General features: G+C 55.4%; 21 protein-coding genes. 12 read left to right on the forward strand and 9 right to left on the reverse strand.

Annotation, left to right across the window (positions count from 1 at the left end; genetic code table 11):
• Positions 1-245 precede the first annotated feature (245 nt).
• From efeB to efeU, 3 genes are read right to left on the reverse strand one after another with little or no spacing between them, the layout of a single operon-like run.
• Complete coding sequence (efeB, locus tag FN037_RS10170; RefSeq protein WP_138363212.1) at positions 246-1,526, reverse strand: iron uptake transporter deferrochelatase/peroxidase subunit; 1,281 nt, start codon at positions 1,524-1,526, stop codon at positions 246-248.
• A gap of 4 nt (positions 1,527-1,530) precedes the next feature.
• On the reverse strand, positions 1,531-2,658 hold the full coding sequence (gene efeO / locus FN037_RS10175; protein ID WP_142502140.1) for an iron uptake system protein EfeO: 1,128 nt from the start codon (positions 2,656-2,658) through the stop codon (positions 1,531-1,533).
• A 52-nt stretch (positions 2,659-2,710) separates the two neighbouring features.
• Positions 2,711-3,541, reverse strand: coding sequence for an iron uptake transporter permease EfeU (gene efeU, locus FN037_RS10180; RefSeq protein ID WP_138363210.1), 831 nt, complete (start codon positions 3,539-3,541; stop codon positions 2,711-2,713).
• 273 nt (positions 3,542-3,814) lie between these two features.
• Here efeU and FN037_RS10185 point away from each other — a divergent pair, with 273 nt between their 5' ends.
• On the forward strand, positions 3,815-4,999 hold the full coding sequence (locus tag FN037_RS10185; protein WP_138363209.1) for a NupC/NupG family nucleoside CNT transporter: 1,185 nt from the start codon (positions 3,815-3,817) through the stop codon (positions 4,997-4,999).
• Between the two features lie 108 nt (positions 5,000-5,107).
• Here FN037_RS10185 and FN037_RS10190 read toward each other — a convergent pair whose 3' ends face one another.
• Entirely contained in the window at positions 5,108-5,542 is a 435-nt protein-coding gene (locus FN037_RS10190; protein ID WP_138363208.1) for a DUF3574 domain-containing protein, read from the reverse strand.
• A 769-nt stretch (positions 5,543-6,311) separates the two neighbouring features.
• Positions 6,312-7,820, reverse strand: a complete 1,509-nt coding sequence (putP, locus tag FN037_RS10200) for a sodium/proline symporter PutP (protein WP_138362573.1) — start codon at positions 7,818-7,820, stop codon at positions 6,312-6,314.
• A 423-nt stretch (positions 7,821-8,243) separates the two neighbouring features.
• On the opposite strand from putP, the gene putA reads away from it, so the two are divergent.
• Complete coding sequence (gene putA, locus FN037_RS10205) at positions 8,244-12,206, forward strand: trifunctional transcriptional regulator/proline dehydrogenase/L-glutamate gamma-semialdehyde dehydrogenase (protein ID WP_142502141.1); 3,963 nt, start codon at positions 8,244-8,246, stop codon at positions 12,204-12,206.
• A gap of 53 nt (positions 12,207-12,259) precedes the next feature.
• Here the strand turns inward: putA and rutR are convergent, their stop codons facing one another.
• Positions 12,260-12,898, reverse strand: a complete 639-nt coding sequence (rutR, locus tag FN037_RS10210; RefSeq protein ID WP_138362575.1) for an HTH-type transcriptional regulator RutR — start codon at positions 12,896-12,898, stop codon at positions 12,260-12,262.
• A 286-nt stretch (positions 12,899-13,184) separates the two neighbouring features.
• On the opposite strand from rutR, the gene rutA reads away from it, so the two are divergent.
• Genes rutA through rutF form a run of 6 tightly spaced genes read left to right on the forward strand, consistent with a single transcriptional unit; the run spans position 13,185 to position 17,262 of the window.
• Positions 13,185-14,276 carry a pyrimidine utilization protein A gene (gene rutA, locus FN037_RS10215; RefSeq protein ID WP_138362576.1) on the forward strand — a complete coding sequence of 364 codons (1,092 nt, stop codon included), beginning with the start codon at positions 13,185-13,187 and terminating at the stop codon, positions 14,274-14,276.
• Positions 14,276-14,986, forward strand: coding sequence for a pyrimidine utilization protein B (rutB, locus tag FN037_RS10220; RefSeq protein ID WP_142502142.1), 711 nt, complete (start codon positions 14,276-14,278; stop codon positions 14,984-14,986). The genes rutA and rutB overlap by 1 nt, the downstream gene beginning before the upstream one ends.
• Complete coding sequence (gene rutC / locus FN037_RS10225; RefSeq protein ID WP_138362578.1) at positions 14,979-15,371, forward strand: pyrimidine utilization protein C; 393 nt, start codon at positions 14,979-14,981, stop codon at positions 15,369-15,371. The genes rutB and rutC overlap by 8 nt, the downstream gene beginning before the upstream one ends.
• Entirely contained in the window at positions 15,368-16,171 is an 804-nt protein-coding gene (gene rutD, locus FN037_RS10230) for a pyrimidine utilization protein D (protein WP_142502143.1), read from the forward strand. The genes rutC and rutD overlap by 4 nt, the downstream gene beginning before the upstream one ends.
• On the forward strand, positions 16,168-16,758 hold the full coding sequence (locus tag FN037_RS10235) for a malonic semialdehyde reductase (protein WP_138362580.1): 591 nt from the start codon (positions 16,168-16,170) through the stop codon (positions 16,756-16,758). The genes rutD and FN037_RS10235 overlap by 4 nt, the downstream gene beginning before the upstream one ends.
• A 9-nt stretch (positions 16,759-16,767) precedes the next feature.
• The gene (gene rutF, locus FN037_RS10240; RefSeq protein ID WP_138362581.1) at positions 16,768-17,262 is read left to right on the forward strand and encodes an NADH-dependent FMN reductase RutF; all 495 of its coding nucleotides are present in this window, start codon (positions 16,768-16,770) and stop codon (positions 17,260-17,262) included.
• 251 nt (positions 17,263-17,513) lie between these two features.
• Here the strand turns inward: rutF and FN037_RS10245 are convergent, their stop codons facing one another.
• Positions 17,514-17,687 carry a general stress protein gene (locus FN037_RS10245; protein ID WP_138362582.1) on the reverse strand — a complete coding sequence of 58 codons (174 nt, stop codon included), beginning with the start codon at positions 17,685-17,687 and terminating at the stop codon, positions 17,514-17,516.
• A 543-nt stretch (positions 17,688-18,230) separates the two neighbouring features.
• Between FN037_RS10245 and wrbA the strand changes: the two genes are divergently transcribed.
• The gene (wrbA, locus tag FN037_RS10250; RefSeq protein WP_138362583.1) at positions 18,231-18,827 is read left to right on the forward strand and encodes an NAD(P)H:quinone oxidoreductase; all 597 of its coding nucleotides are present in this window, start codon (positions 18,231-18,233) and stop codon (positions 18,825-18,827) included.
• 19 nt (positions 18,828-18,846) lie between these two features.
• The gene (locus FN037_RS10255) at positions 18,847-19,074 is read left to right on the forward strand and encodes a YccJ family protein (protein ID WP_138362584.1); all 228 of its coding nucleotides are present in this window, start codon (positions 18,847-18,849) and stop codon (positions 19,072-19,074) included.
• A gap of 150 nt (positions 19,075-19,224) precedes the next feature.
• Here the strand turns inward: FN037_RS10255 and agp are convergent, their stop codons facing one another.
• Positions 19,225-20,472 carry a bifunctional glucose-1-phosphatase/inositol phosphatase gene (gene agp, locus FN037_RS10260; protein WP_142502144.1) on the reverse strand — a complete coding sequence of 416 codons (1,248 nt, stop codon included), beginning with the start codon at positions 20,470-20,472 and terminating at the stop codon, positions 19,225-19,227.
• Positions 20,473-20,919: 447 nt separating this feature from the next.
• Between agp and FN037_RS10265 the strand changes: the two genes are divergently transcribed.
• A complete protein-coding gene (locus FN037_RS10265) occupies positions 20,920-21,042 on the forward strand; it encodes a small membrane protein (protein ID WP_142502145.1) in 123 nt (40 codons plus the stop codon).
• Positions 21,043-22,581: 1,539 nt separating this feature from the next.
• Here FN037_RS10265 and FN037_RS10275 read toward each other — a convergent pair.
• Positions 22,582-23,517 (reverse strand): LysR substrate-binding domain-containing protein, encoded by a 936-nt coding sequence (locus FN037_RS10275; protein ID WP_138363079.1) that lies wholly within the window; start codon positions 23,515-23,517, stop codon positions 22,582-22,584.
• 103 nt (positions 23,518-23,620) lie between these two features.
• Between FN037_RS10275 and FN037_RS10280 the strand changes: the two genes are divergently transcribed.
• A complete protein-coding gene (locus FN037_RS10280; protein WP_142502147.1) occupies positions 23,621-24,709 on the forward strand; it encodes a tartrate dehydrogenase in 1,089 nt (362 codons plus the stop codon).
• Positions 24,710-24,738: the final 29 nt, after the last annotated feature.

The following is a 24,738-nucleotide window of genomic DNA, read 5'->3' on the forward strand; positions in this document are numbered from 1 at the left end:
GCAATCGGGCATTCGCGATCTCCATGGTGAAACGACATCACTGCCGGGAACTACCGCGTCTGTAATAAGTACATCAAAAATAATTCTCAATGCAACTTATTTCTTACAGATAGACAACAAATAATTCTCATCGCAGCGGAAGAGAGTTTCCGACAATTAGATTACAGAAAAATTAAACAAGGCAGGAAATACAAAAAATGAATGGAAAAACAGCAGAAAACGCCCTGCCCTTACGGGCAGGATCGTCAGGCTTCGAGCAGTGATTGCCCCAGATAGTGCTGATTGTCGATAACTCCCGGCAGCACAAAGAAATAACCACCGCCAATCGGCTTCACATACTCTTCCAGAGGCTCTCCGTTAAGCCGCTTCTGCACCGTCAGAAACCCTTTTTCCAGATCGTGTTGATAGCAAACAAAAAGCAGCCCCATATCCAGTTGCCCGGCAGGGGTCACTCCCAGCGAATAGCTATAACCCCGTCGCATCATCAGGCTGGACGCGGTCTCCGGCGTGCGCGGGTTTGCCAGCCGAATGTGGCTATCAAGCGGAATGATATCACCGTCGGGATCTTTACTGTAATCCGGTACATCGTGTTCCTGCTGCATGCCAAGCGGAGCGCCAGTTTGTTTATCACGGCCGAAAATTGTTTGCTGCTCTTTTAACGGCGTGCGATCCCAGAACTCAACGTGAAACTGAATAATCCGCGCCGCCTGATAGCTACCGCCCGTCGCCCACGCCGGCTCGCCCTGGTCCTCGGTGACCCACACCACTTTATCCATTAACGCATTATCCGTGCTCTGCGGATTCGCGGTACCGTCTTTAAAACCCAGCAGATTAACCGGCGTCTCTTTGCCTCTGCTTCGCGCGGCGCTATCGGAGATAAAGCCTTCCCGCTTCCAGCGAACGCTGAGCAGATCCGGAGTATGCTTGATCACATCGCGCAGGGCATGAATCACCGTATCCTGCGTATTGGCACAAATCTGCAACAATAGATCGCCGTGGCAGAGCGCTGCATCAAGGGCATCGTTAGGAAAGCCCGTCATCTTTTGCAGCTTTTTCGGCGCATGACTGGCTAACCCGAAGCGCGCATCAAAGAGTGAATGGCCAACCGATACGGTCATCGTCAGATTATCCGGCGCGATCCACGGCCCCAGAATCCCCGAATCCATGGGCGGCAGGCGGGGATTCGGCGTCTGTGGCGCAGGCCCGCCTTTGGTCAGAAAGGCGATGCGCTGGGTCAGTAAGCGAAACAGTCGCTCCAGATCCGCTTTATCGCTGGCGAGCACATCAAACGCCACAATCATCATCGAGGCCTGCTGTGGCGTGAGCACGCCAGCCTGATGCGGTCCGTAAAACGGCTGAGTTTCCATACGGGCATTGGGTGACAACGTTCCCGGCGAGCTATTGTCTTTTGCCGCATGCGCTACCGGGCAACCGCCGGTGATGGCCAGCGCGCCGCCAAGCGCGCCGATCCCTTTTAATAACCGCCGGCGTGACGGTTCATTCAGATCATCTTTTTGCTCTGTCATCGACTTAGTCCAGACCGAGGATCCCACGCAACTGAGCCAGCTCTTCCGCCAGAGTGGTGATCGGCCCTTTCAACGCCGTACGATCCGCGTCCGTCAGCTTATCGTAGGTCTCAAAGCCCTCTTTCGTGCGATATTTACTCAGGATAACATCCACTTTTTTGAAGTTGGCATCCACTTTCTCCAGCAGCGAACTGTTATCTTTTTGCAACTGCGGACGCAGCAGGTTAACGATTTTTTGTGCGCCATCAATGTTGGCCTGGAAATCCCACAGGTCGGTGTGGCTGTAACGGTCTTCTTCGCCGCTAATTTTGCTGGCCGCCACTTCTTCAATCAAATCCGCCGCGCCGCCAACCACTTTTGAAGGCGGGAATGCCAGTTCACTGATGCGTTTTTGCAGATCGAGAACGTCCGCATTCAGTTGATCGGCATATTTATCCATTCCTTTAACGCTGTTATCGCTAAACAGCGCTTTTTCCAGTCGATGGAAGCCAGTGAATTTCGGGTCTTCCGCTTTTTTCTCGTAATCATCCTCGCGGGCATCAATATTGCTGTCGAGGTCAGAGAACAGCTCGGCAATCGGTTCGATGCGCTCATAATGCTGGCGCGTCGGCGCATACAGCGCTTTTGCCTTCGCGATATCGCCGGCTTTCACCGCATCGGTAAACGCTTTTGTCCCACTAACCAGTTCAGCGGTCTCTGCGGTAACGTAGGCTTTATACGCGGTAATGGCTCCGCCCAGGCTAAGTAACGCATCCGCTTTAGCCGCGTCTTTGGTCGCTTCGCCGGTTACCGTTAGTTTACCTTTGGGATTCGTCAGCAGGCCGCAGGTCATGTCATATTCGCCCGGCTGCAGATTCGCCGTCAGCTTTTGCGTAAAGCCGGGAGCAATATTCTCGCGCTCTTCCACCACCATCACCCCTTTCAGTATTTCCCACTCCAGGGCTTTCTGGCTGTGGTTTTGAATGATGAACTGCGTTTTACCCGCTTTCACAGTAACGTTCATCGGTTCACACTGTTTGTCGGTGACGGTAACTTTTACCTGCGGAATATCGGCAGCCTGAGCGTAAAAAGCAGAACTGAACAGCGCAGCAACGGTAAGCTGCAGCGCATTGCGACGAAAATGATTCATCATGACCGTTCCTTTCGATAAGTATGTTGTAACTATATAAATCCGCGATGCCCGACTAAGCGACACGTGATGCGGTGGTTTTATTGCCCGACGGCAGAATGAACAGCACCAGCGCCGGGATCAGATAGATAAAGTAGACCGCCACTTCGCTGATGGTCGGCGTTTCCTGATAGCCAAAAATCCCTTCCAGCAGAGTACCAAACAGCGTGTGTGTCGAAATAACGTTGCTCAGATCGAAGGCAACGTCCTGGAAATAGTTCCATAATCCCGCTTCATGGAATGCGCGGATGGCGCCTGCAGCCAGGCCGGCGGCCACCAGCAAAATAAACAGGCTGGTCCACTTGAAAAAGAGACCGAGATTCATGCGGATGCCGCCCCAGTAGAGCAGGAATCCCAATACAATTGCCATCGCCAGGCCCAGCATCGCGCCGACAGGCGGCCAGATCCCCACATCCTGCTGAAACGCCGCCAGCAGGAAAAACACCGATTCCAGCCCTTCGCGTGCAACGGCGAAAAACACCATCATCACCAGCGCCCAGCCGTGGTTATTCCCGCGCTGAAGCGCATTGTCGACCGCCTCTTCAAGCTGTTGTTTCACGTTGCGCGACACTTTCCGCATCCAGAACACCATCCAGGTCAGGATGCACACCGCCACTACCGCCACGATGCCTTCAAACAGCTCCTGTTGACGCTGTGGAAATTCGCCGGTCGTTTCGTTGATAAAAATTCCCAGCCCCAGACACAGCGCCGCCGCGAGAAACACCCCAACCCACATTACGCCAATCCAGTTACCACGCTGTGTGCGTTTGAGATAGCTGGCAATCAGGCTGACAATCAGCGCAGCCTCCAGACCTTCACGTAACATGATGAGAAATGGGACAAACATGCCTACATCCTTAAGTGTGTATTACCGTCAGCAGATGCAAAGATAAGTAAATATTTATGATAGTGATTATCATTACAAAAACCAGAAACACAAGCAAAATGTGTACAAAATGATGATGATTTGTAAATTACCCGCTAGCAAATAATGACTTGCAGGATCATCACGCTGTCGCGGAGACCCGCAGCCGGATAAAGGAATTTTTTGCGCCAGATATTTACCCCGCCTGCAGGCTGTGGCTAAATGTCCGCCTTATTTACCTTCGAAATGAACAACATGACTCAATTCTTGCACTTCCTGCTGGCGCTGGTGGTGATCCTTGCCCTCGCCTGGCTCGCCAGTTACGACCGTAAAAAAATCCGCATTCGCTATGTTATCCAGTTAATTGTTATAGAAATTGCGCTGGCTTTCTTTTTTCTTCATGCCGAAAGCGGCCTGTGGCTAGTGAGAAATATCGCCACTTTCTTTGAATCTCTGCTTCATTTTGCCGCAGAAGGGACCAACTTTGTATTTGGCGGCATGAGTGAAAAAGGCCTGGCGTTTATTTTCCTCGGCGTGCTTTGCCCAATTGTGTTTATCTCAGCGCTGATTGGTATTCTTCAGCACTGGCGTGTTCTGCCAATTTTCATTCGCCTGATTGGTACCCTGCTGTCGAAAATTAACGGTATGGGCAAACTGGAATCCTTTAACGCGGTCAGCTCGCTGATCCTCGGACAATCAGAAAACTTCATTGCCTATAAAGGCGTCCTTGGCGACCTCTCATCACGCCGTCTGTTTACCATGTCGGCCACCGCAATGTCGACCGTTTCCTTGTCGATTGTCGGCGCCTATATGAGTATGCTTGATGCGAAATATGTCGTTGCGGCGCTGATTCTGAATATGTTCAGCACCTTTATTGTGCTGTCGATAATTAACCCCACTCGCCCTGGCAGTGAGGAAGAGATAAAACTGGAAAAACTGCATGAATCCCAGAGTTTCTTTGAAATGCTCGGCGAATATATTCTTGCTGGTTTTAAAGTGGCGATGATTATTCTGGCGATGCTGATTGGCTTTATTGCCTTAATTAGCGCGATTAATGCCTTGTTCGCCACCCTGTTTGGCCTGAGCTTCCAGCAGCTCCTTGGCTACGTTTTTTATCCGCTGGCGTGGCTGATTGGGATTCCGCTAAGCGATGCGCTTAACGCAGGCGCTATTATGGCAACCAAACTGGTCGCCAATGAGTTTGTCGCCATGATTGAACTACAAAAAATCGCCGCCAGCATGACACCGCGCGGACTGGGTATTTTGTCGGTCTTCCTGGTCTCTTTCGCCAACTTCGCCTCTATCGGCATTATTGCCGGCGCGATCAAAGGACTGAATGAGCAACAAGGGAATATCGTTTCCCGCTTTGGCTTGCGTCTGGTGTATGGCGCAACGCTGGTCAGCCTGCTCTCTGCCAGCTTCGCGGGGCTGGTGCTGTAACCGCAAGTCCCGGTTTCCCCGGTCAACGCGACCGGGGGATCTGGCGACCACATCGCCCATGCCCGGTCAGCGCGGGCCGCTAGCGGGCGATATTACAAAGGCGTCCCCCTAAAAGTGAACGCAGACCGGTTGATCGACACGCATCACTGACTCCTGCGCAAAGCGTGATTTATAGATCGTGCGTAACGCCTCAATCCCCTCCTCACTCTTATCCTCTTTGCCATGAATCAACATCAGCGCCCTGCTCTGCTCGCGCGCAACGGCGCCGTCATGGCCCAGCCACTGACCGCGGGCATCAAATACCGTCAGACCATCGCGAAAACGCGGCGTCACGTCGCGGTCAACGAACTGCTGCCACTCCTGGGCAGTGATATCTTTCCCTGCCGGACGGCTTAAACCGAAATAAAGCGTCGTCTGAATCATGCTGTTCTCCGCCGGGCAAGCGCTGGTATCCGCTATCGACGAGGTTTTCGCGGCAGGTGCCACGCAGCCGCTTAAAATCCCTGCCAAAACCAGTGCCATCGCACCTTGTCTGAAATTCATTTTGCTATCCTCATTGTTATTCGAGCTGAGATATCAGCGTATTTTCAAAGAATTAGCAAGAGGCTGAGATAAAACAAAGCCCGCATAACGCGCAATGCCGTTCACTTAAGCAAATCATCGGTGTTGTCTTTTGTTTTATTTGCCTGTGGCAATCGCATTATCGGTGGTTATGGCGAAAATGGCATTTTTCGTTTTCGCCCATTCAGATTCCGTGGTCTGTTCCGTTCACGATAAATTCGCGGATATTCGTTATATCCACAGCGTGTGAACGGGCAGGGGGACGTTTCGCCCGTCCCCCTGCACCCCCGGCATTGCGCTGAAAACCTGCCGCTGCGCGGTCCGCTCCACTCCGGCTTCATCTGGCGGACCGGGCGGGACTCGACGCTACTCGTCCCATCCCTGGGACTCGCCCTTCCAGGGCCAGCGCAAGCGCTGTTCAAAATTGCTCCCGGCAATTTTGTCCCTGTCTCGACCCGCCCTCTGGCCGCCGTCCTGGCGGCCAGTCCTGGATGCGCGCCTGCGTTCCCGCCAGGTTTCCTTGATGCGCCCAACCCCCATGCGGTGAGTCCGTTATTCGTCAGTGGCTTTTCAGAGGCTGAAAATTATAAAAAGGTTATATCCTTTATATTTCAGCCCGTATCAGCTCAGTAAGCGAATCAACTGAATCAGATTTTCGTTTAAACCACCGATTAACAGAACCGCTCAGCCAGCCATAAACACAACTGACACCCCTTAACTGACCCGCATTGCGCATAACGCGGGCGCAGGATTATTCGGCGGTCGCGGATTGCGACGGCGCGGAGTGATAATGCGCGTCCGCTTCGGCAAAGCGTCTTTGCATCTCAGCGGAGGGGGCGCTCCCCAGCAGACTAAAGACCACAATGCCCAGACTGCCGAAAATGAAACCCGGAATGATTTCATACAAACCCAGCCAGCCGAACTGTTTCCAGATGATCACGGTCAACGCGCCGATAATCATCCCGGCCAGCGCGCCATTACGCGTCATACGCGACCACATCACTGAGAACAGCACCACCGGGCCAAACGCCGCGCCGAAGCCAGCCCAGGCATAGCTCACCAGACCCAGTACCCGATTCTCCGGGTTTGCAGCCAGGGCGATAGACACCAGCGCAACCAGCAACACCATAAAGCGCCCCACCCATACCAGCTCTTGCTGACCGGCATTTTTACGCAGAAACGCTTTATACAAATCTTCGGTAATCGCGCTGGAGCACACCAGCAGCTGGCAGCTCAGCGTCGACATCACCGCCGCCAGAATCGCCGATAACAGGATCCCCGCAATCCACGGGTTGAATAAAATTTGCGCCAGTTCAATAAAGACGCGTTCAGCATTCTGATTCACTGCGCCGGCCACTCCCGGATGAGTGGTGAAATAAGCGATACCAAAGAAACCGACGGCAACAGCCCCCGCCAGGCAGAGGATCATCCAGGTCATGCTGATACGACGCGCGTGTACAATACTGTGGTGGGAGTCCGCCGCCATAAAACGCGCCAGGATATGCGGCTGACCAAAATAGCCAAGTCCCCAGCCCATCAAAGAGATAATCGCCACAACGTTCAGCCCCTTGAGCATATCAATATTCTCAATGCTCTTTTGCTTAATCACTTCCAGCGAATCACCAAAACTGCCGACGGAAATGATCACCATTATCGGCGTCAGCAGCAGAGCGAATATCATCAGGCTGGCCTGGACGGTATCGGTCCAGCTCACCGCAAGGAATCCCCCGACGAAAGTATACACAATGGTTGCCGCCGCCCCCGCCCACAGCGCGGTTTCGTAGCTCATCCCGAAGGTACTTTCAAACAACCGGGCACCGGCCACAATGCCGGAAGCACAATAAATGGTGAAAAACAGCAAAATCACCAGCGCCGAAATAATTCGCAGCACACGACTGGTATCTTCAAAACGGCCGGTGAAATAATCCGGCAGCGTCAGGGCGTTATTATTAACCTCGGTATGCACGCGTAAACGCCCTGCCACCAGTTTCCAGTTGATCCACGCGCCCAGCGTCAGACCAATGGCGATCCAGCTTTCGGAAATACCGGAAATAAATATCGCGCCTGGCAGCCCCATCAGCAGCCAACCGCTCATATCGGAAGCCCCGGCGGAGAGCGCCGTGACAAATGGGCCGAGACTACGGCCACCGAGAATATAATCATCGAAATTTCTGGTGGAACGCCAGGCAATAAAACCGATAAGAACCATACCAAAAATATAAACAATAAAAGTCACTAACATGGGTGTGCTAATAGCCATGTAAAAATCTCCAGAATTTTTGTCGACAGCGTCCAAATTTGTCGTTTTTCCATTACCGGAACGGGGTAATGGCATATTGGTTGTATTGGGCGACCGTATCCTGACGGAAGCTTTGTTTTTTCACAAACGATTTAACACAGCATTTACACGAAATGCCTCCGGGGCCAAACTCCATTTTGTTATAGGTTGCACTCTCTCACGTTTTTATCGGTTGCACCATGAAAAAGTGTTAAGTCACGCAGACAAAAACCTTATCCATAAGGGATAAATCTGCGTAATTTTCATTATATTTTTTAACAAATGAGGCATTTTTCTGCCCGCAACACAATTCTCAATTAACAAGGTTGCACAAAGTTGCAACATGGTGGATATTTCTACGCAACCGCATAACGACACTGATAATCTATTGCAGGAGTTCCTGATATGGGCACCACCACCATGGGTGTAAAACTGGACGAAGCGACGCGCGAACGTATTAAATCCGCGGCAAGCCGTATTGACCGCACGCCACACTGGTTGATTAAACAGGCCATCTTCAACTATCTGGAAAAGCTGGAAAGCGACCAGGCGTTGCCGGAACTTTCGGGAAGGTTTTCCGGTGAGGTTAATGAGGGTGAAGAAGCCGGTACGCCAGGCGATGAGCCTTATCAGCCGTTCCTTGAATTCGCCGAGCAGATCCTGCCGCAATCCGTCTCTCGCGCCGCGATTACCGCCGCCTGGCGGCGGGCCGAAACCGATGCCGTACCGATGCTGCTGGAGCAGGCCCGTCTGCCGCAGAATCTGAGTGAACAGACACATAAGCTCGCTTATCAACTGGCAGAAAAACTACGTAATCAAAAAACCGCCAGCGGCCGCGCCGGGATGGTGCAGAGTCTGTTACAGGAATTTTCACTCTCCTCACAGGAGGGCGTCGCGCTAATGTGCCTGGCAGAGGCTCTGCTGCGTATTCCCGATAAAGCCACCCGCGATGCGCTGATCCGCGACAAAATCAGCAATGGCAACTGGCAGTCGCATATTGGCCGTAGCCCCTCGTTGTTCGTCAACGCCGCCACCTGGGGACTGCTGTTTACCGGCAGACTGGTTTCCACCCATAATGAAACCAGCCTGTCGCGCTCGCTGAACCGCATTATCGGTAAGAGCGGCGAACCCTTGATCCGCAAAGGCGTCGATATGGCCATGCGCCTGATGGGCGAGCAGTTCGTCACCGGGGAAACTATCGCTGAAGCGCTGGCTAACGCCCGTAAGCTGGAAGATAAAGGCTTCCGTTACTCCTACGATATGCTGGGCGAAGCGGCGCTGACCGCCGCCGACGCGCAAGCCTATATGGTCTCCTACCAGCAGGCAATCCATGCCATCGGCAAAGCCTCAAACGGGCGCGGCATTTATGAAGGACCGGGCATTTCAATCAAACTCTCCGCACTGCACCCCCGCTACAGCCGCGCCCAGTACGACCGCGCGATGGAGGAGCTTTACCCCCGGCTGAAGTCCCTGACCCTGCTGGCGCGCCAGTACGATATCGGCATCAATATCGACGCCGAGGAGGCCGATCGTCTGGAGATCTCACTCGACCTGCTGGAAAAACTCTGTTTTGAACCGGAACTGGCGGGATGGAACGGCATTGGTTTTGTTATTCAGGCCTACCAGAAACGCTGCCCGTTCGTCATTGACTACCTGATCGACCTTGCAACCCGTAGCCATCGTCGCCTGATGATCCGCCTGGTGAAAGGCGCCTACTGGGACAGCGAAATCAAACGCGCGCAGATGGACGGTCTCGAAGGCTATCCGGTCTATACCCGCAAGGTCTACACCGACGTCTCTTATCTGGCCTGCGCGAAAAAGCTGCTGGCGGCGCCGAACCTGATCTATCCGCAGTTCGCCACTCATAACGCCCATACCCTGGCGGCGATTTATCACCTGGCCGGACAGAACTACTATCCGGGACAATACGAATTCCAGTGCCTGCATGGCATGGGCGAACCGCTGTATGAGCAGGTCACCGGTAAGGTCGCTGATGGTAAACTCAACCGACCGTGCCGTATTTACGCCCCGGTCGGCACTCATGAGACGCTGCTGGCGTATCTGGTGCGCCGTCTGCTGGAGAACGGCGCTAACACCTCTTTTGTTAACCGTATTGCGGACAGCACGCTGCCGCTGGATGAACTGGTTGCCGATCCGGTTGCCGCCGTGGAAAAGCTGGCCCAGCAGGAAGGTCAGCCTGGCCTGCCGCATCCGAAAATCCCCCTGCCGCGCGATCTTTACGGCAAAGGGCGCAGCAACTCGGCCGGTCTGGATCTGGCCAATGAACATCGACTGGCCTCCCTCTCCTCCTCTTTATTAAATAGCGCATTACATAAATGGCAGGCGCTGCCGATGCTGGAGCAGTCGGTTGCCGAAGGTGAGATGCAGGCGGTGATTAACCCGGCGGAACCAAAAGATATCGTCGGTTACGCGCGAGAAACCAGCGACGCTGAAGTTCAGCAGGCGCTGACCAGCGCGGTCAACCTTGCGCCAATCTGGTTCGCCACCCCGCCACAGGAGCGCGCGGCGATCCTCGAACGCGCAGCGGTATTGATGGAAGGCCAGATGCCGACCCTGATGGGTATCCTGGTGCGGGAAGCCGGCAAGACTTTCAGCAACGCCATTGCTGAAGTACGCGAAGCGGTAGATTTCCTCCACTATTATGCGGGTCAGGTCCGCGACGATTTTGATAACGAAACCCATCGCCCGCTGGGGCCGGTGGTGTGTATCAGCCCGTGGAACTTCCCGCTGGCGATATTTACCGGACAGATTGCCGCCGCGCTGGCGGCAGGCAATACCGTGCTGGCGAAACCCGCCGAACAGACGCCGCTTATCGCTGCCCGGGGCGTGGCGATCCTGCTGGAGGCTGGCGTACCACCGGGCGTTATTCAGCTATTGCCGGGCCGCGGGGAGACCGTCGGCGCCGCGTTGACTGCCGATGAACGGGTGCGTGGCGTCATGTTTACCGGCTCAACCGACGTCGCCACCCTGCTGCAACGCAATATCGCCAGCCGCCTTGATACGCAGGGTCGGCCAACTCCGCTGATTGCCGAAACCGGCGGGATGAACGCGATGATCGTTGACTCTTCCGCCTTGACCGAGCAGGTGGTGATCGATGTACTTGCCTCGGCGTTCGACAGCGCCGGTCAGCGCTGCTCCGCTTTGCGGGTGCTCTGTCTGCAGGAGGAGATTGCCGACCATACGCTGACCATGCTGCGCGGCGCGATGGCCGAGTGCCGGATGGGCAATCCCGGCCGCCTGACGACCGATATCGGGCCGGTGATTGATGCAGAAGCCAAAGAGAACATTGAGCGTCATATCCAGGCGCTGCGGGGCAAAGGACGAACCGTCTTCCAGGCGGTGCGTGAAAACAGCGAGGATTCCCGCGAGTGGGACACCGGCACTTTTGTGCCGCCAACGCTGATTGAACTCGACAGCGTCGATGAGCTGAAAAAAGAGGTCTTCGGCCCGGTCCTGCACGTGGTGCGTTATCACCGCAACGAACTGGATCAGTTGCTTGAGCAGATTAACGCCTCCGGCTACGGCCTGACCCTGGGCGTGCATACCCGCATTGACGAAACGATCGCCCAGGTCACCGGTAGCGCCCATGTCGGCAACCTGTATGTCAACCGCAATATGGTCGGCGCCGTGGTCGGCGTACAGCCATTTGGCGGCGAAGGGCTATCGGGCACCGGTCCGAAAGCCGGCGGCCCGCTGTATCTCTACCGCCTGCTCGCCTGCCGTCCGCAAAACGCCGTCGGGATCACCCTCGCCCGCCAGGATGCGGAGTACCCGCTGGATGCGCAGTTGAAAACGCTGCTGGAAAAACCCTTGCTCGCGCTACAGCAGTGGGCGGCGGATCGCCCGGAATTGCAGTCTCTGTGCCAGCAGTTCGCCGAACAGGCGCAGGCCGGGACTCAGCGCCTGCTGCCAGGCCCCACCGGCGAACGCAACACCCTGACCTTTATGCCGCGCAATCGCGTGCTGTGCGTGGCCGATAATGAGCAGGATGCGTTAACTCAGTTAGCGGGCGTAACCGCAGTCGGTTGTGAAGTACTGTGGCCTGACGCGCCTCTGCAGCGCGAGCTGGCGAAAAAACTGCCGCCTGACGTCAGCGAACGGATCCACTTTGCAAAAGCGGAAACCCTGACGGCCCAGCCTTTCGATGCGGTTATTTATCACGGCGACTCCGATCAGTTGCGTGAGCTGTGCGAGCAGGTCGCGGCGCGCGAGGGAGCCATTATTTCGGTGCAGGGGTTCGCCCGTGGTGACAGCAATCTGCTGCTGGAACGCCTCTATATTGAACGTTCACTCAGCGTCAATACCGCCGCCGCAGGCGGCAACGCCAGTCTGATGACCATTGGCTAAGGTTGTTTCCCGTAGGCGGCGCGGCGCATCTGTCGCACAGCGCCGCCCGTCAATTAACGCACGCGAATACCGTCGAGAATCATCCGCTGCACGTTGTCAACGGTCTGCTGAAAAAACGCCTCATCGCGAAGCGTCGCGCCGGTTATCGCCTCAACCTGGGTGGCGAAGTCAGCATAATGTTGAGTTGTTGCCCAAATCATAAAGATCAAATGCTGAGGATCAACAGGAGCAAGTTTACCGCTCTCAACCCAGCGGGAAATAATCGCCGACTTCTCATCCACCAGCGCTTTCAAATCGCCGGTAAGTTCTGCCATCAGCAACGGCGCGCCCTGAAGCATTTCAAGACAAAACAGCCTCGACGCCTCAGGGTGGTCGCGGGATACCTCCAGCTTAAGGCGAATATATTCACCGATAGCGACCAGCGGACTGATATCTTCGCGAAAAGCTTTCAGCGGCATTAGCCAGATAGCCAGAATCTGCTGCAGCACGGCGATATACAGCGCCTCTTTTGACGGGTAGTAATAGAGCATATTGGTTTTCGATACCCCGGCCAGCTCAGCCACCTGTTCAAGGCGCGTACCGTGGATACCAAACTGCGAGAACGCGTCCAGCGCCGCAGCCAGAATAGCCGCTTTTTTCGCGCTCACCGCCTGTGAACGTTTACCGCTCTTTTTCACGGCGCCCTGTGCCATAGCTCATCTCCTTCTTTTCAGACCATCAGCATAACAAAAGCCCGGCGCCGACACGACTCTCTGCACTCCCATTGCGCACGACTGCGTTTTTTTCGTGCACTATTTTTGACCATTCAGTCCACTTTTATTGCTGCTATTTTCAGCAACCATATTGCAACACATTAATAACATTGATCTTTCAAAAACTGGCATCGTCTTTGCTTTATCTATAACGCGGGGTGACCGAGGAAGCTGCAGGATGCAACGCCGCGCGCCTTCTTGTTCAACGACATGCAGAGAGGTAGGTATGAAAATTGGTGTCTTCGTTCCGATCGGTAATAACGGCTGGCTGATTTCCACCCATGCTCCCCAGTACATGCCAACGTTCGAGCTCAATAAGGCCATCGTGCAAAAAGCCGAACATTACAACTTTGATTTCGCGCTCTCGATGATCAAACTGCGCGGCTTCGGCGGTAAAACCGAATTCTGGGATCATAACCTTGAATCCTTCACCCTGATGGCCGGGCTGGCGGCGGTGACCTCGCGTATCCAGATTTACGCCACCGCCGCCACGCTGACGTTGCCGCCGGCGATCGTCGCCCGCATGGCGTCCACTATTGATTCCATCTCCGGCGGTCGCTTTGGCGTCAATCTGGTGACCGGCTGGCAAAAACCGGAATATGAACAGATGGGCATGTGGCCGGGCGATGATTACTTCGCCAACCGCTATGACTATCTCACTGAGTATGTCCAGGTCCTGCGCGACCTGTGGGGGACCGGGCACAGCGACTTTAAAGGCGACTACTTCACCATGAACGACTGCCGCGTGAGTCCCCAGCCGTCGCAGCCGATGAAGGTGATCTGCGCCGGGCAAAGCGATGCGGGCATGGCGTTCTCCGCGAAATACGCTGACTACAACTTCTGCTTCGGCAAGGGGGTCAATACGCCCACCGCCTTTGCCCCCACCGCCGCCCGCATGATGAAAGCGGCGGAGGAAACGGGTCGCGATGTCGGCTCCTACGTGCTGTTTATGGTAATTGCCGACGAGACCGATGAAGCGGCCCGCGCCAAATGGGAACACTATAAAGCAGGCGCGGATGAAGAGGCTCTGGCATGGCTGACCGAGCAGAGTCAGAAAGACACCCGCTCCGGCAGCGATACCAACGTACGCCAGATGGCTGACCCCACTTCCGCTGTCAATATCAATATGGGCACCCTTGTCGGCTCCTATGCCAATGTTGCCCGCATGCTTGACGAAGTCGCGACCGTCCCCGGCACAGACGGCGTGCTGCTGACGTTTGATGATTTCCTTATCGGCATCGAAGCCTTTGGTCAGCGCATTCAGCCGCTGATGCGCTGCCGCGCCCCTGTTACCACAATGACTCAGGAGGTTGCCTGATGATTACCCTGCCTGCTCGCCCGGAATCCCTGACCTTTGCGCCGCAGCAAAGCGCGCTGATCGTGGTGGATATGCAGAACGCCTACGCCAGCAAAGGCGGCTATCTCGATCTCGCCGGGTTTGATGTGTCCGCCACCCAGCCGGTCATCGACAATATCAACACCGCCGTGGCCGCCGCCCGTGCCGCCGGAATGCTGATTATCTGGTTCCAGAACGGCTGGGACGACCAGTATGTTGAAGCGGGCGGTCCGGGCTCGCCAAATTTTCATAAATCCAACGCGCTGAAAACCATGCGTCAGAACCCGGAACTCCAGGGCAAGCTGCTGGCGAAAGGTAGCTGGGATTATCAACTGGTTGATCAGCTTATGCCGCAGCCCGGCGATATTGTGCTGCCGAAACCGCGCTACAGCGGCTTCTTCAATACCGCGCTCGACAGCATCCTGCGCAGCCGCGGCATTCGCCATCTGGTCTTTACCGGCATCGCCACCAACGTCTGCGTGGAATCCACCCTGCGAGATGGTTTCTTCCTCGAATATTTCGGCATCGTTCTGGAAGACGCAACTCACCAGGCCGGTCCGGCATTCGCTCAACAGGCGGCGCTGTTCAATATTGAAACCTTCTTTGGCTGGGTCAGCGATGTCGCCCGCTTCTGTGCGGCCCTTGACCCCGCCGCACCACTCTCATTCCCCGAGGAGAAACGTTATGCCTAAACACGTGATTATTCCGCCAGGCACCACCACGCCTATTGCACCATTTGTCCCCGGTACGCTGGCCGACGGTGTGGTTTATGTTTCCGGCACGCTGCCGTTTGATAAACAAAACAACGTGGTCTATATCGGCGACCCAAAGGCGCAAACCCGCCACGTACTGGAAACCATCAGGAGCGTTATCGAGACGGCGGGAGGCAGTATGGAGGATGTGACCTTCAACAGCATCTTTATCACCGACTGGAAAAACTACGCCGCGATTAACGAGGTCTACGCCGAATTTTTCCCCGGCGACAAACCGGCACGCTTCTGCATTCAGTGCGGACTGGTGAAGCCAGATGCACTGGTGGAAATCGCGACTGTAGCACATATCGGGAAACCCTCATGATCAAGCTGAATATTTCCCCGGCACCTTATCCGAACGCGCCGGTAGTGGTGCTGAGCGCCGGGCTCGGCGGCGCGGGCGGTTACTGGTTGCCGCAGCGAACGGCGCTGGAAGCACAGTACCAACTGGTGAGCTATGACCATAACGGCACCGGAGAAAACGGCGGTCCGCTACCGGCGGACTACAGCATGGCAACCATGGCGGAGGAGCTTTACGCCGCGCTGCAGGGAGCGGGAATTATGCGCTTCGTGCTGGTCGGTCATGCGCTGGGCGCGTTGATTGGTCTGCAACTGGCGCTTGATTATCCCGAAGCGATAAGCGCTCTGGTGCTGGTTAACGGCTGGCTGAAACTCTCCCCGCATACCCGCCGCTGTTTCCAGGTACGCGAACGATTGCTGCACGCCGGGGGCGTTCAGGCCTGGGTAGAAGCGCAGCCGCTGTTTCTCTATCCGGCAGAGTGGATGGCTTCTCGCCAGCCGCGTCTGGAGGCCGAAGATGCGCTCGCCATCAGCCATTTCCAGGGTAAAGATAATCTGTTTAAGCGGCTTAATGCCCTGAAGCAAGCCGACTTTTCACGCCGGGCGGCGGAAATAACCTGCCCGACATTCATTATCAGCGCAGCTGACGACCTGCTGGTGCCGGCCTCCTGTTCCCGCGTGCTGCAAGAGGCCATCCCCGGCAGCCAGCGGGTGGAAATGGCCTGGGGCGGCCACGCCTGCAACGTCACCGATACTGCCGCCTTTAACCCCATTTTATGTGACGGGCTGGCCACCATACTGCCTGCCGCGAAGGAGAATCTATGAGCGAAGCCATTAGCCGGGCGGCCTGTGCTACCCTGTTTACCGATGCCAGGACCCACAATGGCTGGCTGGATAAAGCGGTCACTGACGACAAGTTACATGAAATCTACGACCTGATGAAAATGGGGCCAACCTCGGCCAACTGCTCTCCGGCACGCATTGTTTTCGTCCGCACGCCGGAAGGGAAAGAAAAACTACGCCCGACCCTGTCGAGCGGGAATGTAGAGAAAACCATGAACGCCCCGGTCACCGCGATCGTAGCCTGGGACAGCGCCTTCTACGATCGGCTGCCGGAACTGTTTCCCCACGGCGACGCCCGCAGCTGGTTTACCTCCAGCCCGCAACTGGCGGAGGAGACCGCGTTTCGCAACAGCACATTGCAGGCGGCATATCTGATTTTCGCCTGCCGGGCGCTTGGCCTTGATACCGGGCCGATGTCGGGTTTTGACCGGGAAAAAGTGGATGCAGCGTTTTTTGCCGATGGCCGCTGGAAGAGTAATCTGCTGATTAATATCGGCTACGGCGATAGCAGCAAACTGTATGATCGCCTGCCACGTTTGCCCTTCGATGATGCCTGCCAGTTAGCATAAGGAGCCGGAATGTCCCTTGCCGATAAACAAAGCTTTCGCGATGCCATGGCGCATGTCGGGGCGGCGGTCAATATTATCACCACGGATGGTCCCGCCGGACGCGCGGGATTTACCGCCAGCGCCGTCTGTAGCGTGACCGATACGCCACCCACGCTGCTGGTGTGCCTGAACCGCTCGGCCTCAGTCTGGCCGGTATTCAGCCAGCACAAGACACTGTGCATCAATACGCTGGCCGCCGGACAGGAGGGATTATCGAATATATTTGGCGGCAAAACACCGATGACGGAGCGCTTCGCCGCCGCCGACTGGCAAACCGGCGTGACCGGCTGCCCGCGTCTGCAAGACGCGCTGGTCAGCTTCGATTGCTGTATTAGCCAGGTTGTCAGCGTCGGCACTCACGACATTCTGTTTTGCGAGGTGGCGGCAATTGTTCGCCACCCTGAGCCGCGCGGATTAATGTGGTTCGACCGAGGCTACCATACGCTGATGCGGCCAGCCTGTTAACCTTAACGCCAGGCTAACAGCGTAAGGCTGCATATGGTGTTTCGATTTTCTCGCAGACAGTGACACACGCGGTGCCGCCGTTACCATCGCACCTGGGCTATTCCCCTGTGACTATCATCCTTCCCCGACAGCACAGCATGTACCGGGGCCAGACGATCGACGAAATGGACGCCGCCGACGAAACGTCGGCGGCAAGGGTGATGAGTTCGTGTTCGGGATCTCCCCCATCAGCAAACAATCCGGTCAACGCACTAGCTATTGCGGCTACCGTGACTATTTTTCCCTCCTTTTTTGCCAGCTTCTGATGCGCGCTGGGGATCATTTTTGAAATTCCCCCCGCTATGCTGACCACCTTTACGACCTGCTTCTGATGCTCTTTCACGGTCTTCGGCAAAGTTGCCGGCACCGCCACGATGGTTTGCCATTACTGACCTCCACTTAGGTTATCTACCCTGACGCATTCAGGTTGCAGGATAAAAACGCCGGGGACGCGTTAGCCCCGAAATGGCCGCGTCACTCGCTGATGCGGTATCCCCTGAGCGCAAGGCCCGGAGATGAACGGCATCAACGCAGCCAATACCAGACAACCTGGCATATGACGGGTATGGACATCATATTGCATGAGGTGAATCTCAAGACTTTCGTCTCCGTAATACAGAGCACCGCCCTTTTCGTATCACGTGCCTTTAAGGTTAGCGAATGCGCGTCATGCTGACGGAACAGAGTCACATTCTGAAATAACTTTGCCAACACAATCTTTATTGTCCACCGGGTTATCCGCTAACCGCTTCTTATGGTTACGAAAAGAGCAAAGCAGAAAATGTATCATTTTGCGACAAAATCAATAATTCCAATTTTGTTATAAATCAAATAAATGATTGATGCATTTGCACTCCTCACCAGAGATCTTATCTTTAAAAGTAGCCAGTAAATTAACTGGTCCATAACGTAACCGAGGAGTGATGCAAATGGCTAAAATTCTGGTGCTTTATTATTCAATGTACGGACACATCGAGACCATGGCGCATGCTGTCGCCGAAGGGGCAAACAAAGTCGATGGCGTTGACGTGGTCGTGAAGCGCGTACCGGAAACCATGCAGGCGGAGGCGTTTGCCAAAGCAGGAGGAAAAACACAAAACGCTGCCGTTGCCACACCGCAGGAACTGGCAGAATATGATGCCATCATCTTCGGCACCCCAACCCGTTTCGGCAATATGTCCGGACAAATGCGCACGTTTCTCGATCAAACTGGCGGCCTGTGGGCGTCCGGTGCGCTGTACGGCAAACTGGCCAGCGTATTCAGTTCAACGGGCACCGGCGGCGGCCAGGAGCAGACGATCACCTCCACCTGGACCACCCTTGCCCATCACGGGATGATCATTGTGCCAATTGGTTACGGCGCTCAGGAACTGTTCGATATATCACAGGTTCGCGGCGGGACGCCTTACGGCGCCACCACTATCGCCGGGGGAGACGGTTCACGTCAACCGAGCGAGGAAGAGCTGGCGATTGCTCGCTATCAAGGTCAACATGTCGCAAGCCTGGCGGTTAAACTTCACGGTTAATCTTCAGCAGGAGGAAAGCATGCCGAATCAAGAAGCAAAATCCCACCACGTGGGCGAATGGGCACGTTTACGCAATACCTCTCCCGAAATTGCCGAGGCGATTTTTGAATTAGCCAATTACGATGAAAAAATAGCGGAGCAAATCTGGGAAGAAGGCAGCGATGACGTTTTGCCTCTCGCGTTCGCCAAAACCGACAAAGCGTCTCTGTTCTGGGGCGAACAGACCATCGAGCGTAAAAACGTCTGACGCGTTCGGCATGATTTACCTGGTTGTCTCCCCGGTAGCGCGACGGCTTACCGGGGTATCATGTGTGCATGGCCGCACCGCCATTACGGCGCGGCCATATTTTGTTGATGTTATAAAAAACCGGATGACTCCGGTTTTTTATAACACTGGTTATTTTATCGCCTCGGCCATCGCCTTCTTAAAGGTTTCCATCGGGCAGAAGCCGTTACCATCCACCGGACAACCGTTCAGCGCCAGCGTCACCCGCTGCGGCGGGGATTGCAGGGTCAGCGCCTCGGCATTGCGCAGTTGCTCAGTGCTTTGATAAACATACTCAATCTTCATTAAATCACGATTGCCGCGCTTATCGTGCCAGCGCTGGAACACCAGCTTGCCGCCGATTGGCGTACGTTCGTACTGTTCAGGCAACTGATAAGCTTTAAAATCCAGCGCCGTCAGCAGCGAGGCGATATTGGAATCATGCCCCACCAGCAGCGTGACTTTCGCCGCTCTTTCCGCATCGCCCACCAGCGCGTTATCAATATATTTCACCAACGGTTTAGCGACGTTGCGCGCCACTTGCGGAGAGGTAAACAGACTATCCTGGTAGCCATTTTTCAGCTTAGAGAGCACCCGCCACTGCTGATCGCTTTTGATTTCCCCCCAGGCCACCTGATCTTTGGGGAAACCTTCGTAATATTGCAGTGTAAAAGCGTCAACCAGCGAATTGCCTACCTTCAGCGGACCGGATACGCCCGGCTCCTTCTGGTATTGGGCGCTGAAGGTATCTTTCCCGTCGCTTAGCGAGCACTGCTGCTTCTCTTTGCAGGAAGGGGAATGACGGTAATCCGTCATCGTCTCCAGTAATTTATAGCTTTCATCAAGCTGCATCCCCTGCCGCTCTTTCTCCATCGCGTGCACGGCTTTTTCTTTGAATGCGGCGGAATCGTCGGTGATCACCGGGTTAAAAGTTGGGTCCATGGTGCCCATTTTCTCCTGATGATGCACCGTCACGCCGCAGCCGGGAAAGGCGCCGGTAATGAAGAACTGCGCCGTGGCGACGGTTCGTTGCAGGCTATTGGCGTAAGCATAGACCGCGTTCTCCGGCGGACACTCACCGCTGGTCACCAGCCCCTGCTGCGCCAGCCATTCACGCATATAGTGCCCCATATAAACTTCAAGCACCCCACCCTTGGTGGTCAGTTGCCCGCCGGGAACATCCCACTGCGGCCACGGCTTCGGCGTGGATTGCTCCAGCACGCTGCCATTGTTCGCCAGCGGCGCGCGCAGGTTATGGCGGCTCATGATCAGCACCTGCTGAAGCTGGTACCCTTCCGGTGCGGCCTGTTCCTGCGCCTGAGCACCTGCCGACAGTAAAACGACGCCTGCCACTGCGGTGGCGAGTAGACTTTTTCTCATCCCTTAATCCTCAGTCAGTGATTATCATCGCCTTAATTGTGACAAATTTATGACATTTTTCCTGGCAATAGCTCGCAAAGTGAGGAAAGAAAGACCGCGTCCTCCTCCCCCACCGTAATGACTAATATCAGTAACATAACCGGGGTTTTTTAGGCTATTCCTGCCACTATGTTCAGAGGTGCTGAATCTGCCCCGTGGCATAACAGATGGTGCGCCGTGCCTGACCGGATTCACGGTGCGACATTCATCACCGCGCTCATCACTGTTCAATTAATGAGCAATCCGGCTTTACACTTTATGATTATTGATGTAAAAAATAATTTCAATATTTCACTGGTCTGCCACTTTTGTCTAACAAGTCGGGTTCTCTTTCAGATATTTCCCGATGTTATCATCCCTGCATCACTGTATTTTTTCTTCATGTTAAACAGACTATTAGGTTAATGTATGTCAGGTATCCTGCTCTTTATCGTCGCGGTGGTTTTGCTGGGTGTGGCCATTTACAGCCTGCTGTCCTACGTCAAGGATCGGCGTTCCGGACAACTGCCAACTCATAAGAAAAAGAAATAAAACATCCCCACTATTCTTACTCTCTGCCCCCTGTTATTCCTGGTAAACCGTTCCTCTGGCAAACAGTTACCGTTCGCGAAACAAAGTGAAAAACCACTATTGCTGCCGCAATGCAGGTCAGTTAAGGGCTGTCAGTTGTGTTTATGGCTGAGCGGTTCCGTTAATCGGTGGTTTAAACGAAAATCTGATTCGGTTGATTCACTAACTGAGCTGATACGGGCTGAAATATAAAGGATATAACTTTTTTTATGACTTTCAGCCTCTGAAAAGCCCCTGACGAATAACGGACTCACCGCATGGGGGTTGGGCGCATCAAGGAAACCTGGCGGGAACGCAGGCGCGCATCCAGGACTGGCCGCCAGGACGCGGCCAGAGGGCGGGTCGAGACAGGGACAAAATTGCCGGGAGCAATTTTGAACAGCGCTTGCGCTGGCCCTGGAAGGGCGAGTCCCAGGGATGGGACGAGTAGCGTCGAGTCCCGCCCGGTCCGCCAGATGAAGCCGGAGTGGAGCGGACCGCGCAGCGGCAGGTTTTCAGCGCAATGCCGGGGGTGCAGGGGGCCGGGCGAAACGTCCCCCTGCCCGTTCACACGCTGCGGAGATAACGAATATCCTCGTACTGACGGTGAACGGAACAACCCACTGAACCAGAATATGAGGCCCCAGAGCAGCGCCACCGGAGGATAACAGGCCGGGTTTCGCTACCATGCCCGCATTCCTGTCAGGTGGCGGCTGACGCCTTACCTGACCTGGAAAACCATAAATACAGGCCCTGCGCCACGGGTTCCGTTCACCGTAATCCCGCAGAAAATGAACTACCGTCGCCCGTGAACGGGTAAAGGGGGAGAAAACCGTCCCCCCCTTTACAATCCCCGCGGTCCCGCAAAGAAACCGGTGCTGCGCACTGCGCTCACCTCCCGGCCCTCAGCCTGCGGTCGGCTCAACTCGGCGTCATGCCTCGATTCGCCTCTGGCCGCCATCCCTGGCGTCCAGCCCTTGTCTTCGGGTCTCCGGTTCGCCGGTTTCAGCGGGCACCAGGGCATCGCTGTGGGTTTTGTGGTTTCAGCAGCGTATTCGTCGCTGCTTAAAGAAACAGTTTTTTATCACTTTCAGCGGTCAGGCAGTTGCAGGTTTACTGCGGGCTCACCGCCGGGGGGGTTGGGCGCATCAAGGAAACCTGGCGGGAACGCAGGCGCGCATCCAGGACTGGCCGCCAGGACGGCGGCCAGAGGGCGGGTCGAGACAGGGACGTCGAGTCCCGCCCGGTCCGCCAGATGAAGCCGGAGTGGAGCGGACCGCGCAGCGGCAGGTTTTCAGCGCCGTGCCGGGGGTGCAGGGGGACGGGCGAAACGTCCCCCTGCCCGTTCACACGCTGTGGATATAACGAATATCCGCGTATTTATCGTGAACGGAACAGACCACGGAATCTGAATGGGCGAAAACGAAAATGCCATTTTAGCCAGAACCACCGATAATGCGATTACCACAGGCAAATAAAACAAAAGACAACACCGATGATTTGCTTAAGTGAACGGCATTGTTATTGCTGGCGCGGTGTTTTGACTTCACTCTCCAGTTGTGGAAAGTGTTGCTGAAAATAGTGACGCAAGAACTCCACGGTGGTCCGAATTTTTGCCGAGGTTGCCAGCCGCGACACATACACCGCCCAGATATTGGCGGGCTGATAGAACTCCGGCAGTAAATGCACCAGATGGCCGCTGGCAATATTTTCCCGGACATCCCACCATGAACGCAGCGCGATTCCCTGGCCGTCCAGACACCATTGATGGACGATCTCACCGTGATTTGACGACAGCGGGCCGGTAACCTTAATCGCATGCTCGCCCTCTTTATCGCGCAGTTGCCAGACGCCAAAGGGCCGATCGCGTTCCTTAATAACCAGGCAGGGCAGCGCGGCAAGGTCGCTAAGCTGTTTTGGTACCGGATGACGGGCGACAAATTCCGCTGAGGCGCAGAGAATACGGCGATTGGCGGCGAGCTGGCGGGCAATCAGATTGGGGGCGATGTCGTCACCGACGCGGATATCCAGATCGACCCCTTCATTGGCTAAATCCACCAGCCGGTCGGCAACATCAAAACGGATCTCCAGTTGCGGATAGAGGCGGGCCAGCTCAGAGAGCGCCGGGGCGACGATCCGGCGGCCAAAGCCAAAGCTGCTGATAATGCGCAGCGTCCCCTGCGGCACCTGACGCACATCGGAAAGCTCATCCATCATCTGGTCGACATCCTGCAAAATACGCTGCCCCCACTCATAGATACGTTCGCCTTCTGCGGTAATCGCGACCCGCCGGGTCGTGCGGTGCAGTAACCGGACATTGAGCGTTTGCTCAAGTAACGATACACGCTTACTGACAAAAGCCGGGGAAACACCCAACTCTTCGGCAGCGGCGGCAAAACCGGCGCGGCGGGCGACCAGCATAAAGACGCGTAAATCGTTTAGCAGCAGATTATTCATAATTCGTGTTTTATGTTTTACCGTTTGACGGGATTAATTATGAATGAGTCCATTATAGGATAGACATGAAGTCAACCTCTCTTACCCTGAACTGAGAAAAAAGATGAATAAAACCTTACGTATTGCCGCCATCCCCGGCGATGGCATCGGTAAAGAAGTGCTGCCTGAGGGCGTGCGCGTGCTACAAGCCGCCGCCGAACGCTGGGGGCTGGCGTTAAGCTTCGAACATTTCGAATGGGCCAGTTGCGATTACTACGCGCAACACGGTCAAATGATGCCTGACGACTGGCACGCGCAGTTGAAAGATTTTGATGCTATCTATTTCGGCGCGGTCGGCTGGCCGGCTATCGTGCCGGATCACATCTCCTTGTGGGGGTCGCTGCTGAAGTTTCGCCGTGAATTCGACCAGTACGTCAACCTGCGTCCGGTGCGCCTGTTCCCCGGCGTCCCCTGCCCGCTGGCGGGTAAACAGCCCGGCGATATTGATTTCTATGTGGTGCGCGAAAATACCGAAGGAGAATACTCCGCTCTGGGGGGGCGAGTGAATCCGGGAACCGAACATGAAGTGGTGCTTCAGGAGTCGGTATTTACCCGGCGCGGCGTCGATCGGATCCTGCGTTACGCCTTTGAACTGGCGCAAAGCCGCCCGCGCAAGACACTCACGTCAGCAACCAAATCCAACGGCCTCGCCATTAGCATGCCCTACTGGGACGAACGGGTTGAAGCGATGGCGCAGCATTACCCGGACGTGAAATGGGATAAGCAGCATATTGATATTCTGTGCGCCCGCTTTGTGCTACAGCCGGAGCGTTTTGACGTGGTGGTCGGCTCCAACCTGTTCGGCGATATCCTCTCCGACCTCGGCCCGGCCTGTACCGGCACCATTGGTATCGCGCCGTCGGCAAATCTTAATCCGGATCGTACCTTCCCCTCGCTGTTTGAAGCCGTCCACGGTTCTGCGCCGGATATCTACGGCAAAAATATCGCCAACCCTATCGCCACCATTTGGGCCGGCGCGATGATGCTGGGTTTCCTCGGTAACGGGGATGAACGCTTCCAGGCCGCCCATGACGGCATTCTGGCGGCGATTGAGCAGACCATTGCCAGCGGGCCGAAAACGCCGGATATGAAAGGCAGCGCCTCCACCCAACAGGTGGGCGAGGCGATTTGTCAGGCGATTGCCCGGCGGTAACGGGCACCGGCGGCAAAGCCAAACTGTCG

Origin of the sequence: Klebsiella sp. 2680 (assembly GCF_900198535.1) — a bacterium.
GTDB classification, from domain to species: Bacteria; Pseudomonadota; Gammaproteobacteria; order Enterobacterales; family Enterobacteriaceae; genus Klebsiella; species Klebsiella indica.